General features: G+C 38.8%; 8 protein-coding genes. 2 read left to right on the forward strand and 6 right to left on the reverse strand.

Translation table 11 applies throughout. The annotated features are described in order from the left end of the window. Positions 1–58 precede the first annotated feature (58 nt). The 6 genes from G5B37_RS14605 to purL form a co-directional block, all read right to left on the reverse strand. Positions 59–1,249 (reverse strand): acetyl-CoA C-acyltransferase, encoded by a 1,191-nt coding sequence (locus tag G5B37_RS14605; RefSeq protein ID WP_164680750.1) that lies wholly within the window; start codon positions 1,247–1,249, stop codon positions 59–61. Positions 1,250–1,673: 424 nt separating this feature from the next. Then, complete coding sequence (locus tag G5B37_RS14615) at positions 1,674–4,082, reverse strand: 3-hydroxyacyl-CoA dehydrogenase/enoyl-CoA hydratase family protein (RefSeq protein ID WP_164680751.1); 2,409 nt, start codon at positions 4,080–4,082, stop codon at positions 1,674–1,676. 7 nt (positions 4,083–4,089) lie between these two features. After that, the gene (locus tag G5B37_RS14620) at positions 4,090–4,539 is read right to left on the reverse strand and encodes a MarR family winged helix-turn-helix transcriptional regulator (protein WP_164680752.1); all 450 of its coding nucleotides are present in this window, start codon (positions 4,537–4,539) and stop codon (positions 4,090–4,092) included. A gap of 120 nt (positions 4,540–4,659) precedes the next feature. Beyond that, entirely contained in the window at positions 4,660–6,438 is a 1,779-nt protein-coding gene (locus G5B37_RS14625) for an AMP-dependent synthetase/ligase (protein WP_164680968.1), read from the reverse strand. A 106-nt stretch (positions 6,439–6,544) separates the two neighbouring features. Continuing rightward, the gene (locus G5B37_RS14630) at positions 6,545–8,941 is read right to left on the reverse strand and encodes a M14 family zinc carboxypeptidase (protein WP_164680753.1); all 2,397 of its coding nucleotides are present in this window, start codon (positions 8,939–8,941) and stop codon (positions 6,545–6,547) included. 63 nt (positions 8,942–9,004) lie between these two features. Beyond that, positions 9,005–12,682, reverse strand: a complete 3,678-nt coding sequence (gene purL / locus G5B37_RS14635; RefSeq protein ID WP_164680754.1) for a phosphoribosylformylglycinamidine synthase — start codon at positions 12,680–12,682, stop codon at positions 9,005–9,007. Positions 12,683–12,917: 235 nt separating this feature from the next. Here purL and G5B37_RS14640 point away from each other — a divergent pair, with 235 nt between their 5' ends. Next, complete coding sequence (locus G5B37_RS14640; protein WP_164680755.1) at positions 12,918–15,083, forward strand: T9SS type A sorting domain-containing protein; 2,166 nt, start codon at positions 12,918–12,920, stop codon at positions 15,081–15,083. Between the two features lie 148 nt (positions 15,084–15,231). Further along, positions 15,232–18,156, forward strand: a complete 2,925-nt coding sequence (locus G5B37_RS14645) for a GEVED domain-containing protein (protein ID WP_164680756.1) — start codon at positions 15,232–15,234, stop codon at positions 18,154–18,156. The last annotated feature ends 48 nt before the right edge of the window (positions 18,157–18,204 follow it).

Below are 18,204 nucleotides of genomic sequence, written 5' to 3' on the forward strand. Positions count from 1 at the left end.
TATTGCCTATCTGTTGTTTCAGGCCTCGACGGTGCTCAACCAGTCATGCTTCTAATATTTACTTTAAGAATTCAAAAATTCCAGCTGCGCCTTGTCCGGTACCTACGCACATAGTCACCATACCGTATTTTCCTTGCATTTCGCGCTTTCTCATTTCATCAAACAGTTGTACCGAAAGTTTTGCTCCTGTACAACCAAGTGGGTGACCAAGTGCAATTGCACCGCCATTTACGTTTACAATGTCTGGGTTGAGGTTTAATTCTCGAATTACTGCTAAACTTTGAGAAGCAAATGCTTCATTTAGTTCAATTAGGTTAATATCGTCTTGTTTTAGTCCTGCTTGTTGTAAGGCCTTTGGAATAGCTTTAACAGGACCAATTCCCATAATACGTGGTTCTACACCCATGGCTGCATAGTTCACCATTCTGGCAATAGGCTCTAAGTTTAATTCTTTCACCATGGCTTCGCTCATCACCATTACAAAGGCTGCGCCATCGCTCATTTGTGATGAGTTACCGGCGGTTACGCTTCCACCTTGAGCAAAAACTGGACGAAGTTTTGCCAAAGCTTCTAGACTTGTTCCCTTTCTAGGTCCTTCATCCTTTGTTACTGTATATTTTTTTGTTGCTTTCTTGCCATTGTCGTCTACATACGTTTGTTCAACTTCAATAGGGACAATCTGATCTTGAAAACGGTCTTCAGCTTGTGCTTTTAGGGCTTTCATATGACTGTTATACGCAAATTCGTCTTGGTCTTCACGAGATACCTTAAACTGGTTTGCCACAGCTTCTGCAGTATTACCCATTCCCCAATAATAATCTTCATGCCCATTTTTTACAATGTCGTAATTTAATTCTGGCTTGTAACCAGACATTGGCACACTACTCATGCTTTCGGCTCCTCCGGCAATGATACAATCTGCCATTCCTGACTGAATCTTGGCTGCTGCCAAGGCAATAGTCTCTACTCCTGAAGAGCAAAAACGATTTACTGTCATTCCAGGCACATCTACAATGTCTAGCCCCATTAAAGAAATAAGTCTACCAAAGTTTAGTCCTTGTGATCCTTCTGGCATGGCGTTACCAACGATTACATCGTCAATGCGCTTTGCGTCTAAATTTGGCAGTTCTTTCATCATGTATTGAATGGTCTCTGCGGCCAAATCATCGGCTCTTTTAAATCTAAAAACTCCCCTAGGCGCTTTTCCTACGGCTGTTCTGTATGCTTTTACTATATATGCTTGCTTCATAAATCTAATATTGAGTTGTTAGTATTGAGTAATGAGTTATAATTTCTTTTGAAATAAATAATTCATTTTCTGTATTTCAACACATAATTCAATTAATGGTTTTATTTATTTTTTATCGATTAATCCAAAATATCCAATAGGGAGTAACTGGGTTTGAAATTCATAAGCTGAGCCGTTCGCAATACTTGAAAAAGTTTAAATTCTTTATTCAAATTTCTTCCAGCACCTCTTGCTATATTTGAACGGATAGATGTTGAACATCTTTTTATTTACGAACATATTCCAAATTATTCTTCACTTGAAAGTTTAATTGAAAGGTCACATACTTCTTTCGCAAGTTGCATTCCTTTCTTCCTAATGATTAAGTCTTCTAACTTGTTCATAACTCTATACTCACTACTAATTTCTCACCACTAAAAAAACTTTAGTTTCTCAACGGCTTTCCTTTTTGAATCATATGCTGTAATCGTTCTAGTGTTTTGCGTTCTCCCGTGAGGCTTAAAAATGCTTCACGTTCTAGGTCTAACAAATATTGTTCGCTAACTAAAGTTGGTTCAGACAAATCGCCACCGGCCATTACATAGGCTAGTTTATCTGCAATCTTCTGATCGTGTTCGCTAATATATTTACTCGCTTCCATACTGTCTGTTCCTACGTAGAACATACCAAGCGCTTGTTTTCCTAATACTTTTACATCAGTTCTCATCGGAGGTTTTGTGTAGCCCATATCTGCCATTTGACGCGCTACAGCTTTTGCTGTTGCCAACTGTCTGGCAGTATTCACAACCACTATATCTTTACCTGGTTTTAATATGTCAAGGTCGTATGCTTCATAGGCCGAAGTAGAAACTTTTGCCATTGCTACCGTTAAAAAGTGTTGACGTAATCTGTTTAACTCTACATCGTCTTTTTCAAAAGAATCACTAGCTCGTAACGCCATTTCTTTAGAACCACCACCGCCTGGAATAACTCCTACACCAAACTCTACAAGTCCTATATAGCTTTCTGCAGCGGCAACCACACGATCTGCATGTAGCGTTAACTCACATCCTCCACCTAGGGTCATTCCGTGCGGAGCCATTACGGTTGGAATAGACGAGTAGCGAAGACGCATTACAGTATCTTGAAAGTATTTCACTGCGGCATTAAGCTCATCATACTCTTGCTCTACAGCCATCATAAAGATCATCCCAATATTAGCTCCTACAGAGAAATTAGCACCTTGGTTTCCAATAACAAGACCGTCGTAGTCTTTCTCTGCTAAATCTATTGCCTTATTAATTCCAGCCAAGACATCGCCGCCAATGCTGTTCATTTTACTTCGGAATTCACAGTTTAAGATACCATCTCCTAAGTCTTCAACCACAACACCACTGTTTTTAAACACTTCGGTATTTTGACGAATATTGTCTAGGATGATAAAGGCATCTTGTCCCGGAACCTTTAATTGTTGTTTTTTCGGAATGTCATAAAAATAGGTTGCTCCTTCTTTTACTGTATAGAACGAATCATTTCCGTTGGCTACCATTTCTGAAACCCATGAAGCAGGTTCGTGACCTTCAGCTTTCATCATATCGATTCCTTCATGTACGCCAATAGCGTCCCATATTTCAAAAGGCCCGTGCTGCCAACCAAATCCGGCTTTCATAGCATCATCAATTTTGTACAATTCGTCTGAAATTTCAGGAATACGATTTGTTACATAAGCGAAAAGTGCAGCAAGTGTTTTTCTGTTAAACGCTCCGGCTTGATCCTTTCCTTTTACTAAGATTGGAAAACGATCTGCAACATTATCTACAGATTTAGTTAATTCTAGTGTCGCAAACTTTGCCTTTTTCGCAGCTCTGTATTCTAATGTATCTAAATCGAGACTTAAAATTTCAGTAGCACCATCTGCATTCTTTGTTTTTTTATAAAATCCTTGTCCAGTTTTACTTCCAAGCCATTTGTTGTCCATCATGGTATTAATGAACTCTGGTAATTCGAATAGCTTAGCGCGTTCATCATCTGGGCAGTTTTCACGAATTCCATTGGCTACATGTACCAATGTATCTAAACCAACAACATCTACTGTACGAAACGTAGCGCTTTTAGGGCGCCCGATTACAGGGCCTGAAAGTTTGTCTACTTCTTCAATGGTTAAGCCCATTTCTTTTACCGCATGAAACAAACTCATAATGCTAAAGATTCCAATACGGTTTCCGATAAAAGCAGGTGTGTCTTTAGCAACTACAGTTGTTTTTCCTAGAAATTGCTCTCCATAACTATTTAGGAAGTCTAATATTTCTGGTTTCGTTTTTGGGCCAGGAATTATTTCAAAAAGTTTGAGGTATCTCGGCGGATTGAAAAAATGCGTTCCACAGAAGTGTTGTTGGAAGTCGTCACTACGCCCTTCACTCATAAATTTTATAGGAATTCCTGAGGTGTTAGAAGTGATTAATGTTCCTGGGGTTCTGTGCTTTTCAAGGTTTTCAAATACCTTTTGCTTTATATCAAGACGTTCTACAACCACTTCAATAATCCAATCTACATCCTTTACCTTGGCGATATCATCTTCTAAATTACCCGTGGTAATGCGCTTGGCAAAATCTATATGATATAATGGAGCGGGCTTTGATTTAATGGAAGCTTGCAAGGCATCGTTTACTAATCTATTACGAACTACCTTGTCTTCTAGGGTAAGACTCTTGGCCTTTTCCTTTTCATTCAATTCTCTTGGTACAATATCGAGTAAAAGTACTTCTACCCCTATATTGGCAAAATGGCAAGCAATACCGCTTCCCATAATTCCTGAACCAATTACGGCTACTTTATTTATTCTTCTTTTTGACATATTTGTTCTAGTAAGTATGTTTTTCTGTATAAATTCTTTTGCTATTAATAAGCTCCATCATGGTATTAGCAACTTTTTTAAAAACTGCCAATTCTTCATCAGAAACGTGTTCTTTAACGGCCTCATCAAAACGAAAGACTACGCTTTTGGAAAAATCGCGCATCTCTTTTCCGAAGGGTGTAAGATGAATTAATACACCTCTACCGTCTTCGGGATTTGGTTTACGCTCTATAAGACCTTTACTCTCCATTGACTTTAATGTACGCGATAGGGAAGTGGCTTCCATCCCCATTTTAGGTCCAAGGGCCGTAGACGGGGTGCCTTCATCAGGATCAATACTAATTAAGGCAAAACCAGTTGCCATGGTGCTTTTTTTACGCCCAGCTTCTTCATTGTACATTTTTTGTACAGCCATCCAAGTGGCTCGCAATACGTAATCTATAGTTTTTTCCTTCAAAGTGATAGTTTCTGAAATTTTAGGAAAACCAAAGATACTAAAAAAATACTATGCATGCATAGTAAATGAACAAAAAAAAGGAGCTCGTTTAGAACTCCTTTAATATTTAGTTGGTATTAGTTACCTTCCGTAGAGACCTTCATAGAGGTCTTTGTACATTTCTTTAATAACCTTTCGTTTTGCTTTCATGGTTGGTGTAAGTTGTCCACCTTCTATGCTCCATGTGTCTGGTGTAAGCGCAAACGTTTTAATCTTTTCCCATTTTCCAAAGCGCTCATTGTGTCTGTCTACTTCTTTCTGGATTCGTGCAATAAGCACTTCATCTTGCACAGCTTCTTTTGGGTCTTTTGATATATTTTTTCCTTTTTTATCGCTCCAGTCTGAGATGAATTCCCAGTTAGGTTGAATAAGTGCAGCGGGCATTTTCTCACCCTCTCCAACAACTAAAATCTGCTCAATAAATCCAGATTGCTTCATGGCGTTTTCAATAAGCTGCGGTGCTACATACTTTCCGCCGCTAGTTTTAAACATAGATTTTTTACGATCGGTAATTTTTAAGAATCCTTCACTGTCTATTTCGCCAATATCTCCAGTATGAAAGTACCCGTTTTTAAGTACTTCATCTGTTTGTTCCTGATCTTTATAGTAACCTTGCATCACTTGTGGTCCTTTTATAAGAATCTCTCCATCTTCTGCAATTTTAATTTCGGTATCGGGAAGAGGTTTACCTACAGTACCAATTTTAAATCCGTTATTACGCATGTCGTTTACAGATACTACAGGTGATGTTTCTGTAAGACCGTATCCTTCCATTACTGGGCAACCTGCGGCATTAAACACACGCGCAAGTCTAGGTTGTAAGGCTGCGCTACCAGACGCAATAGCTTTTAGATTACCACCTAAGGCTTCTTGCCATTTACTAAAGATTAATTTTCTAGCAAGTTTTAGTTTTGTTTCATACCACCATCCGTTTTGACCATAAGGTTCCCATTTTAGTCCTAATTCTACTGCCCAGAAAAATAAGTTCTTCTTAACCCCGGTAAGATCTTGTCCTTTGGCAATAATCTTGTCGTATACTTTTTCAAGTAAACGGGGTACGGCCGTCATTACTTCTGGATGTACTTCTTTCAGATTGTCACTAATGGTTTCTAAACTTTCAGCAAAATGTATACTAACACCACAATATTGGTACATGTATAAAAGCATTCGCTCGTAGATGTGGCATACCGGTAAAAAGCTTAATGCTTTGCTTTTTCCCAATTCTATAGGTAATCGTCCTTCACTATGCTTTGCGTTGCTAGCAATATTTTTATGACTTAGCATTACACCTTTTGGTTTACCCGTAGTTCCAGAAGTGTAAATAAGCGTTGCAAGATCATCTTCATTTATTACTTCTTTCCGCTTATCAAGTTCTTCTTGTAGGTCTTTATGCTCATCGCCTAAAGCAATAACATTCATCCAATTGTCGCAATTAGCGAGTGTGTCAAAAGAATAAATGCCTTTTAGCGTCGGTACGTTGCCTTTAATTTTATTTATTTTTTCTAAGACTTCATTACAGGAAACAAAGCAATATGTAGATTCAGAATGATTTAATACATACTCATAGTCTTCTTCGCTAATGGTAGGGTAGATGGGTACATCTTGTGCTCCAGTTTGAAGAATTCCTATGTCGCAAATATTCCATTCGGTTCGGTTGGTCATAGAAATTATGGCAACCTTGTCATTAGGCTTTACACCTAAATGTATCAGGCCTCGGCTTATCGCATTTGCCTTGTCTATATATTCTTGAGTAGAGGTTTTAACCCACTCGCCATTTACTTTACTCACTAAAGCCGCTTCTTGCGGGAATTGAGCGAGTTGGTAATACGGGAAGTCGAAAAGTCTTTTAGGATCGGTCATAAGTACAGTGCTTGTAGCCATGCAAAATAGGGAAAAATATTCAGTTTTGCGCATAAAAAAAGGAACCCAAGAATAGGTTCCTTTTAAGTTGTTGGATAATTGTGACTTACTGCTTTACAATCCTGAAGGTTTGAACGCTGCTTTCTGAAGTAAGACGCATTACATACATTCCAGCTGCAAATGAACTATAGTCTATCTGGCTGTTGTTTGCATTCTTCTCACTTGAGAAAATTTTCTGCCCCTGAATGTTAAAGATTTCTACGCCGTAGTTGGCTATTGGCGTCTCAATATTCAAGATGTTTTGTACTGGGTTTGGATACAACACAAACTGATTGTCCAAAAAGTCATTCACACTTAGTACAGTGTCTTCAACCACATTTACCGCTAAGTCGTCGAAATAAAATCCATCTCCTCGTTCTGCTCCATCTGAAGAAAACTGAAAACGAACTAAAATAGATTCACCTAAATAATCAGACAAGTCAATTTCTTCCAACACCCAATCACTTTGAACTCCATCATAAAGAGGTTCTCCTGTAGGCTGCGAGTTGTTTGTGCTACCTGCATTGGTGTATTTTCCACATTGTGGCTCCCAAGATGCACCATTATTAATGCTTACTTCAACTTGCGTATAGTCCCAATTGTCTTCAATTTCCCACTTGGCATAAAAACTAAGGTTTGCGCCAGTAGCTTCAGTTAAGTCAATTTCGTTTGTAAGTGTTATAGTTTCGTTGGCATTGTTTTGGTAGTCTCCGTTAGGTGATTCTGTAATCGAACTCGACGGCGATACAAACGTACTGCCGGTTACACCCCAACCATTATTGGTAAAATTGTCTGAAACACTGTCTCCAGCGTCCTCAAAAATTGGTGTAAGCGCTCCAAATTTTTTGGTTACTAACGTTTTACTATCGTAACTACCATTATTAATAACTAACTCATACACAATGTCATCACCAGCTTGAGTGCCAGATGCTACGGTGTAGTTAATACTACCGCTTTGCGTTTCTAAAACATCCATGGAAGTAAAAGTTGAACCTCCACCTACAAAAGCGAAGTTAGTGGATATCGGATTTAAACTTACGGTAAACGTACCAGAGCCAGCAATACCCAATCGTCTGATATCAAATTTGGCAGTTTGGTTTGCTTCATCACCCACAAATAAATTTCCTGTAGCATTAACAGTGGCAAAATTGTTTACCATTTTGGCTGAGGTAAGATTTAAATACATCATACCTTTAGAAATCGGTATAATTTGGCTAGAAACTGGCCAAAATGATGGTCCAATTTCTGGCGTAAAAGAATAAATCTTATCATGAGTTCCTATTGTGCCATACATGAAATCGTCACTAGTACCTGCTGCGGCATATAAGTCTGAAGAGATTTGGTTTGTAAATCCATTTCTCGAAACCAACTCATCTCCAACAGCTTCAAATAATGAGTTTTCTGGTGTAAATACATTTTCTGCATATCCGTAAGGGTATAGCAATAAATCTCCTGAAGTATGGTTGTTAAACGCCATAACAAAGTTGTGATTTTCAACAAACCATTTCATGGCCTGATTTTCAATTTCAGAAAACGGTGCTGTTCCTCTATAAATGTCACTACTTGTATTTCCAGAAGTCCCTTCACCTCCCCATACGCCGTTTGCCGGATTTCCACCAATATAATAATCGTAGTTTCTATTGTTGTCTACACCATGACCATTTTTTCTGTTCTTTCTCCAAAACCCACCACCATTAGGGTCTGTTTTTTCATTGTATAAATAACCATCAGGGTTCACAACAGGTACAAAGTAAAGCTCTGTATTATCTACAATATCCTTTACCTCTGGGTTGCTATCATAGTTTTCTAGTAAATACCACATATAAAACACGAGTTGCGATAAAGAGGCTGGTTCACGCGCATGGTGAATCGCAGAATATAAAATCTGCGGTTCTCCTTCAGTAGTCATGTCAGGATTGTCACTAATTTTAACCCATTGAATAGCATTTCCACCTATAGACGGTGTAACAGAATTATCTGGTTGCCCTTCAGTCATAAAGTTGCTAATAGGAGCTTTAGCAGTAATAAGATTTGGGTATTGTGCCTTCATCTCATCAAGCTCATTAAGAAGCTCTTGATAGGTTAAATAACCACCCATACTTCCTAGATGGAAATTAGACGGAGTCTCATAGTCATCACTCGCCTGATCGCAACTAGGATTACGCACCGGCATTGGATTTCTATTTTGCTCTAAAAAGTACTCTTTAGCGTCGTCTACTAGAATTTCTACAGTAAAACCAGCCGAACGAGCTATTGCCACTTGAGATTCTGAGAAATCTGAAATAACAAAATGACCCTTTTTATGAGTTCCGTGTTCTACAGATATACCTAAGGCCTCTAATTGTGCAAGACCGTCTGGATTATTGGTATAACTGATTTTTGCGTGTTGGTATTTTTCCTGAACTTCTTGCGCAACTACAGAGGTAGCTAGCAAAAATCCAAAAAGAAGTAAGGTGTATTTCATAATAGGGAATGTATAAGTTTTATTGGTCTGCATATAGGCAAATACCTTACATGCAGCTCTTTTTTATAAACGATTTTCTAACCAAATTCTTGCATTTAAGAAACCTTGAATCCATGGGGTTACTTCATCGGTTCTGTCTGCAGGGTAATGACCCCAATTCCAGGGAAAGGTAGATCGCTCTAAGTGTGGCATCATTACCAAGTGTCTTCCTGTAGCATCGGTCATCATCGCTGTGTTATAGTCGCTTCCATTTGGGTTACTCGGAAAAGCGTCATATCCGTATTTCCCTACGATGTTGTAGTGGCTTTCTTCCTTCGGAAAGCTGAATTTTCCTTCTCCATGTGCTGCCCAAATACCAAGTGTGCTACCAGCTAAACTAGAAAGCATAACCGAATTGTTTTCCTGAATAGTTACCGAAGTAAAATTACACTCAAATTTGCCGGTTTCGTTATGAAGCATTTTAGGTTTTTCTACGTCGTTTGGTGTTAATAAACCTAACTCAATAAAGAGTTGGCAGCCGTTGCATACTCCTAAAGAGAGCGTGTCTTCTCTGTTAAAAAAGTCTTTAAGCGCCTTATTGGCTTTTTCGTTGTATAAAAATGCTCCAGCCCAACCTTTTGCACTTCCTAAAACATCACTATTAGAGAATCCTCCTACTGCCGCAATAAATTGAATGTCTTCTAATGTTTCACGCCCAGTAATTAAATCGGTCATGTGTACATCTTTCACATCAAACCCAGCCAGGTACATTGCATTTGCCATTTCTCGCTCACTGTTACTTCCTTTTTCGCGAATAATAGCGGCTTTTATTCTTGGTTTTCCGTTGCTTGGTTCTGGGTGCTTCGGATTTTTTCCTGTGAAGTTCTGCGGAAATTTAAATTGAAGGGGTTGTTGTTTATAGTTGTTGAAACGCTCTTTAGCCTTTTCAGAACCACTTTGTTTCTGGTCTAACAAATACGAAGTTTTATACCAAGTATCTCTCATTTCCGAAACTGAAAGTGTAATTTCTTCGGTATGATGCCTTAGCTGAAAAGCGTCACCTTCGGTTGCAGTCCCAATTTTTTCAAAATTAACGTTGTTATCGGTAAGAATTTTTTCTACCGAAGTATCTTCTGATGCTTGAATTACAATAGCGCAATTTTCAGCAAACAAAACTTTCAGCAGTGCATCTTCAGAAAGTCCAGAAAGGTCTAAAGTTGCTCCTAGGTTAACATCGGCAAAGCACATTTCAAGTAGGGTAGTGATTAACCCTCCCGAGGCAACATCGTGTCCTGCTAAAATTTTATTGTCTGTAATTAATTTCTGAATGGAGGAAAAAACGTTTTTTACATAGGCGGCACTCTTTACAGTGGGCGCTTCACTACCTACAGCATTCATAGTCTGAGCAAACGAAGACCCACCTAACTTAAATGTGTCTTGAGAGATGTTAATATAGTATAAGCTTCCTCCTTCTTTTTGAAGCACAGGCTCTACCACCTTAGAAATTTCATTACAATGTCCAGCAGCCGAAATAATCACTGTTCCAGGAGAGATTACCTCCTCATTTTTGTATTTCTGCTTCATAGAGAGCGAATCTTTTCCAGTAGGTACATTAATACCTAAGTCTATAGAAAACTCGCTAATCGCTTCTACTGCTTTGTAAAGGCGAGCGTCTTCTCCTTCGTTATTACAAGGCCACATCCAGTTAGCCGAAAGAGAGATACTTTTTAAACCATCTTCAAGAGGAGCCCAAATAATATTGGTAAGTGCCTCGGTGATAGAATTTCTAGAACCCGCTACTGGATCTATTAATCCAGAAATTGGCGAATGTCCAATACTTGTAGCCACTCCATTTTTACCGTTGTAATCTAGCGCCATCACTCCGCAATTATTAAGCGGGAGTTGCAAAGGACCTGTACATTGTTGCTTGGCAACGCGTCCGGTTACACATCTGTCTACTTTATTGGTAAGCCAATCTTTGCTCGCAACCGCTTCCAGTTGTAAGACATTCTCTATGTATTGTTTTAAATTGTTATTTGTGTATTGAGGGTTGGTATAAGTTCTTGAGATACTCTGGTCGCTCATGATAGTTTTTGGAGAACTTCCAAACATATCAGAGAGCTTAAAGTCCATTGGTTTTTCTCCCGTGGTAGCGCTTTCAAATACAAAGGTATGATCGTTTGTAACTTCACCAACTTCATACATTGGTGAGCGTTCACGAGCTGAAATTCTACTTAAAGTATCTAGATTTTCTTTGGCAATTACTAATCCCATACGTTCTTGAGACTCGTTACCAATAATTTCTTTTGCAGAGAGCGTAGGGTCTCCCACAGGTAATTTATCTAAATCTATTTTACCACCAGTATCTTCTACTAATTCACTAAGGCAGTTAAGGTGGCCTCCAGCACCGTGGTCATGAATTGAAACAATGAGGTTTTGATCACTTTCTACCATGCCTCTAACGGCATTGGCTGCTCTTTTTTGCATTTCTGGATTAGATCGTTGAATGGCATTTAATTCTATACCGCTTGAGAACTCGCCTGTATCTGCACTAGATACTGCTGCGCCACCCATACCAATACGATAGTTCTCACCACCTAAGATAACCACTTTGTCACCTTTGTTTGGGGTGTCTTTTAGTGCTTGGTCTGCTTTTCCGTAGCCAATACCACCTGCAAGCATAATTACTTTGTCGAACCCTAATTTACGAGCATGTTCTTGGTGTTCAAAAGTAAGTACAGAACCCGCGATAAGTGGCTGGCCAAATTTATTTCCAAAATCTGAAGCCCCGTTACTGGCTTTAATTAGAATGTCTAGTGGAGTTTGGTACAACCAATCTCTAGCTTCCATAGCTTGTTCCCAAGGTCTATTTGCTTCTAAACGTGAGTATGAGGTCATATAAACGGCTGTTCCTGCTAGCGGGAGCGAGCCTTTTCCTCCAGCCAAACGATCTCTAATTTCTCCTCCACTTCCGGTGGCAGCACCATTAAAGGGCTCTACCGTTGTAGGGAAATTGTGTGTTTCAGCTTTTAATGAAATTACACTTTCAAAATCTTTAGTTTCGTAAAACTCAGGTACGTCTGCTGCTTTTGGGGCAAACTGCGTTGCTACAGGGCCTTTTACAAAAGCTACATTATCTTTATACGCCGAGACAATTCCATTGGGATTTTCTTGCGAAGTTTTTTTAATTAGTTTAAAAAGAGAAGAGGGCATCTCTTCACCATCTATCACAAAGGTGCCGTTAAAAATTTTATGTCTACAGTGTTCACTATTGGCCTGACTGAAACCAAAAACTTCGCTGTCGGTTAGTTTTCTCCCTAAGCGATTAGAAAGATCTTCAAGATAAACTACCTCTTCTTGGTTGAGGGCAAGTCCTTCGGCTTTGTTGTACGCATCTATATCATCTATCTCTAGTACGGGTTCGGGTTCTATGGCAATGGTGAAAATTTCCTGATGTAAGGAAGAATATTTCTGAGAAAGCATAGGATCGAAGTCTGTAAAGTTTTCAGAAACATTTACAAATTCTTCAATTCTAATAATTCCGTCAACACCCATGTTTTGGGTGATTTCTACGGCATTGGTACTCCATGGCGTAATCATCGCCGCCCTTGGCCCAATAAAAAAATCCGCTATTGCGGACTGTTCTATGCTAGGTTGGTTTCCGAAGAGCCATACCAATTTTTTACTATTTTCTGAAGAAATTTTCCCTTGGGTTTGTACGGCAAAAATCTTGCTGTTAACGTTTCCGAAGAAATGAATCATTCGCTTAGATTTTAAAGTTAGAGTAAACGATACTCAGACATATTTTTCAAGTGGCAAAGGTAATAATTTTCAATCTATTTTAGACTATTTCAATTTCAAAAGACGTAAGTTCTTAAGATTTTTTTAGTATGAAGATTCCTTGTGTTGTTGTATCTTGCGCCTGAAGTGATGGGTATTGAAAGTTTTTTATTTTTTACCGACTCATTGCGTTAGTATAAACCATTAAAAATTGATAATGAAAAAGATTTACTTATTTACAATCCTTACCGTTATTTCCTGTGCTTATGGGATAGCGCAAGAAAGTGCCACGGCAAGTGTTGTTTCGCAGGGAACATTTCTTGGTAAAAGTATCCCGTTACGAGATATGCCTACCATAAATGAAATGGAAGATTTTGACAATGACGATGCGACCGAAATAAAACATTACATAAAAAGAGGTAATGAGCCTGTTAATGCGAATGCATTACCACAAAATGGAGATCCAGTTCGCCAGTCTGTAGAAGGTACGCGAGAACGTTTAAATGTGCTTCAAAATTTCGACGGTGCCTCTGTTGCAGAAGGTCAAGCAATACCTCCAGATCCATCAGGTGCTGTAGGTCCGAATCATTATGTACACGCCGTAAACTTAGTGGTAAAAATATTTGATAAAACAGGAGGGTTATTAGCTGGTCCTACATTTTTGGGTACTTTTTTAGGAAATGGTAATAACAATGGAGATCCTATAGTAATGTATGATCACCTAGCAGACCGATTTTTTGTAAGTCAGTTTCAAACATCTAACGATGCTTTAATTATTGGAGTTTCTGATTCGCCAGACCCAACTGGATCGTATAATATTTATTCGTTTCCGTTGAATGCATTCCCAGATTATCCTCACTATGCTGTTTGGCATGATGGCTATTATATGACTGCTAATAAATTTGTTGGAAATACTACCTATGTATTAGATAGAGCAACCATGTTGGCTGGTGGTGCAAATCCAACCATTATTGGTTTTGACTTGCCAGGAGTGATTAATAATCCAGCCGCTGTATTTAGCCCAGAACCTGCTAATTTAATTGGAAACGATTTTGATCCTAATTCTCCAGCATATATTGTGTATTTGCAAGACGACCAATGGGGTGGTGTAACCAACGATCATTTGAAAATTTGGGAAATTGATGTAAACTTTGCAGTTCCTGCTTTGTCTACAATTTCTGCCCCGCTTGTTATACCAACAGCACCTTTCGACTCTTTTCTAAGGCAATTTGGTACAGGAGATATAAGACAGCCAGGTACTAACAATAGAATTGATGCCATAAGTGGTGTTATTAGTTATGCCGCTAATTATAGAGCATTTCCAACATACAATTCTTGGTTAATTACATTTAATACAGATGTTGGAAGTATCACACCTGGTGTGCGCTGGATAGAATTGAGAAATACGGACATTACTCCTTGGACAATTTTTCAGGAAGGTACATATGCTCCTGCAGATGGCGAGGGTAGATTTATGGGAAGTGCTGCAATGGATCAAGACGGTAACATCGGATTGGCGTATAATATAGGAAGTGAAAACACAAGAGTTGGTATTAGATATACCGGTAGGTTAGATGGTGATCCATTAGGAGAAATGACATACCCAGAAAGTGTTATGGTTGATGGTAATGGAATTCAAACAAACACAAACCGATTTGGTGATTATACGCACTTAAGTATGGACCCAGATGGAGTAACTTTTTGGAACACTGGAGAGTATTTATCTGGCAATAATTTCTGGAGAACTAGAATTTCAGCTTTTAGAATTTCACCGTTCCTAACTAACGATGTAGGATTTTTCAATTTTGTATCACCACAAGATGGCGATTTAGGTACTGCAGAAACAGTGGAAGCGAGAATTTATAATTTTGGTACACAGCCACAATCTAATTTTCCAGTAGAGTTATACCTAGATGGTACGCTTGTAGCTACCGAAACTTTTACAGGTACAATTCAACCACAAGAATCTGTGAATTATGTATTCGACCAGTCGTTAGATTTATCATCGCCAGGAACAACATATCTTATTGAAGCACGCACAGCTTTAGGATCTGATGTAAACAACCCGAACGATGGCTTTACTGCTGAAATAGACAATACATTACTTGCGGTAGGAGATGCTGCCTTTAACAGCGGAGACTTTAGTATTATACGTTCTGGACAGAAGGAATACGACATCACGTTTAGCACTAACGATGAATATGGTGATGTTTCTTATGAAATATACAATACCATAGGGCAGAAAGTATATGCAGGTATGATGGAACAAAATGGAAATGTGTACGTAAAGCATGTTACCATGAGCGCCTCTCCTGTAGGTGTGTATTTTGTGAAGTTGTCTAATGGAGAATTTCAAGCATCAAAAAGAGTAATTGTGAGATAATTTTCGATCAATTTACAATAGATAAAAAGGTCTTGACACTATATGTCAAGACCTTTTTTATTGGTATTTATAGAATTACCTATAAGTCTAGTAGAGTTTACTTTGGTATTTAAGTGTTATCTTGTGGCACCTAAATAAATTTAATACTATGAGAAAGAATTTCTTTATTACACTTCTTTGTGCGTTTGCAGTGGCAACCACATTTGCACAACAACAAACATACCCTCCAGAGGAAATTATTGTAGGAACCTTTATAGGCGAAACCATGCCTTTAAGAGATTTTGCAGAATTACCAACACCTATGATTGTTGATCTTGAGAATCCGATAATGATTCCGAATGCATCAATAACTCCTACAGAGGAAAACACGACAACAACCAACATTCAAAACGTTCAAACCGAAAACGGTAGAATAAATGTATTGCCATTAGAGCAAAACTTTATTGGAGCGTCTAATAACGAGTCTGGGTTTGCTCCGCCAGATCCTTCTGGAGCGGTTGGGCCTAATCATTACCTACATGCGGTAAATTCAATCGTTAAGATTTTCGACAAGTCAGGAAATCTACAGGTTGGTCCTGTAAGTCTTTCTAGCTTTTTGGGGATTCCTTCAAATAGTGGAGATCCAATTATTATGTACGATCAACTGGCAGACCGCTGGGTGGTGAGCGAATTTGGTAGTATTAATGGAGGTGACTCTCTGGCAATTGGTGTTTCAACATCTAGTGATCCAGGAGGAACTTATAATGTGTACCAATACGCATTCAGTAGTTTACCAGATTATCCAAAATATTCTGTTTGGCATGATGGATACTACGGAACTGTAAACCTTGGTGGATTTACCACAAGAGGTTTTGTAATGGAGCGAGACGTAATGCTTGCTGGTGGTGCTAGTCCGCAAATCTTAATTTTCAGCTTACCAGATGTGGTTGTAAACCCAAACCAAGTAAAGAGTCCGGTAGCTGCCAACTTATTAGGAACAACAATAGATAATACTTTGCCGGGTTATATTGTATACTTACAAGATGATGCATGGGGAGGCGTAAGTTTTGACCATTTAAAAGTGTGGGAAATAGATATGGATTGGGGGAATACTGCCAATTCTACCATTTCTTCTCCGCTTGAAATTGCTACAGACGATTTTGATGCTGGAGAGCTATTTGGCAATGGAAATGGAGCTTTAAGACAACCAGGAACTAGCCAGCGTTTGGCAGCTCACGGGGGGATTATTTCATATTCAGCAAATTATAGACCTTTTTCTGGTCACAATTCGTGGTTAATCACATTTAACACCTTTATCGATGCTGCCGAAACAGGTGGAATTAGATGGATAGAATTACGAAATGACGCGATTAATGATTGGGATATTTTTCAGGAAGGAACCTTTTCAATCGCAGATGGGCACAGTCGTGTAATGAGTAGTAGCGCCATGGACCAGAACGGTAACATTGCGTTGGCATATACAACTGGAAGTACTACGTTAGCGCCATCATTGCGTTACACGGGGCGATTTGATGGAGATCCGCTAGGACAAATGACAGTTGCTGAAACCGTAATTATTGATGGTCCAGGTGTTAGAAATAACTTTCATAGGTATGGAGATTATTCTCATATGACAATGGATCCAGATAACTTAACATTCTGGTTTACCTCAGACTATTTTGCATCTAACAACTTTTGGAGAACACAGGTAGCTTCATTTTCATTGTCTAGTCAGTTAGTATCAGATGTTGGAACAGTAGATATTACTAGCCCTGAAAGTGGAATTTTGACTGCTACAGAAAGTGTTCAAGTTACAATTAGAAACTTTGGTACTGCAACTCAAACGAGTATTCCACTTGAATTAAGACTCGATGGAAATTTAGAAGCTATTGAAACTTTTGTTGGAAACATTCCTTCAAATGGAACAGCTACCTATACGTTTGCACAAACGTTAGACTTGTCTACTTTCGGACAAGAATATGAAATTGAAGTAAGCACTGGTTTGGTAGGCGATGAGTTTGCTAATAACGACTCGTTTACAAAAACAGTAAAGCACTTATTTTCTGACGATGTTGGAACGCTAGATATCACAGCTCCAGTGAGTGGCCCTGGTATTGGAATGGCGCCAATTTCTGTAGTTCTTAAAAACTTCGGAGCCGATGCACAATCTAATTTTGATGTGCAGTACACTATTAATGGTGGTACTCCAGTAGTTCAAACATTTACAGCCACCTTAGACTCTGAAGAAGAGGCACCATTTACCTTTGATGTAGAAGGAGACTTTACAGCGCTAGGAACATACGATATTGAAGTGTCAACTTCGCTAGTAGGAGATTTAGACTCGTCAAACGATACAGCAAGCGTTACTATTGAAAATGTACTATGTATGCCATCGTTAGACTGTTCACAAGGTGACGGATTTCAACTCGTTTCTGTCGCTGAAATAAACAATGCGTCAGGTTGTGAAGGGTATGCAGATTTTACAGCACAAGTAGGAAATCTTGCTGCGGGTTCTACAAACGATATTACGTTCACCACTGGTTTCGGAGATCAAAACGTAAAAGTTTGGATCGATTACAACGATGATTTTAACTTTACAGCTGCCGAAACAGTTGTGGCTAATTTTGTTATGGCGCCAGGGCAGGGAGCAGGATCTTATACAGAAACTGTGTCGCTTGTTGTACCAGCAAGTGCAGCTCCAGGACAACACATTATGCGTGTAAAAAGTAGAAGAGGAGGCTCTGTTCCAAATCCATGTGACGATACACAGCAAGGAGAGACAGAAGACTATACAATTAATATTGGACCACTAGGTGTAAATGATTTTGCAATTTCTAATTCAGACTTAATTGTTACAACACTAGAAAATAACCAATTTGAAGTAACACTAAACACTTCTTTCGATGGTAGTGTCTACTTAGGAGTCTACAATGTTCTTGGACAAGTAGTAGGTTTCAATAAGAAAGTGAACAAAGAAGGGAATCAATACAAAATGAAGCTTGACATGTCTAATGTTGCAAGCGGTGTATACTTAATTAAAATGGGTGGAATTTCTACTACCTCTGCGAAAACAGCACGAATTATCGTTAAGTAACGATATTATGAATGTTTATGTAAAGAGCGGACTAGAAAGTCCGCTCTT

Source organism: Rasiella rasia (assembly GCF_011044175.1).
GTDB lineage: Bacteria > Bacteroidota > Bacteroidia > Flavobacteriales > Flavobacteriaceae > Marinirhabdus > Marinirhabdus rasia.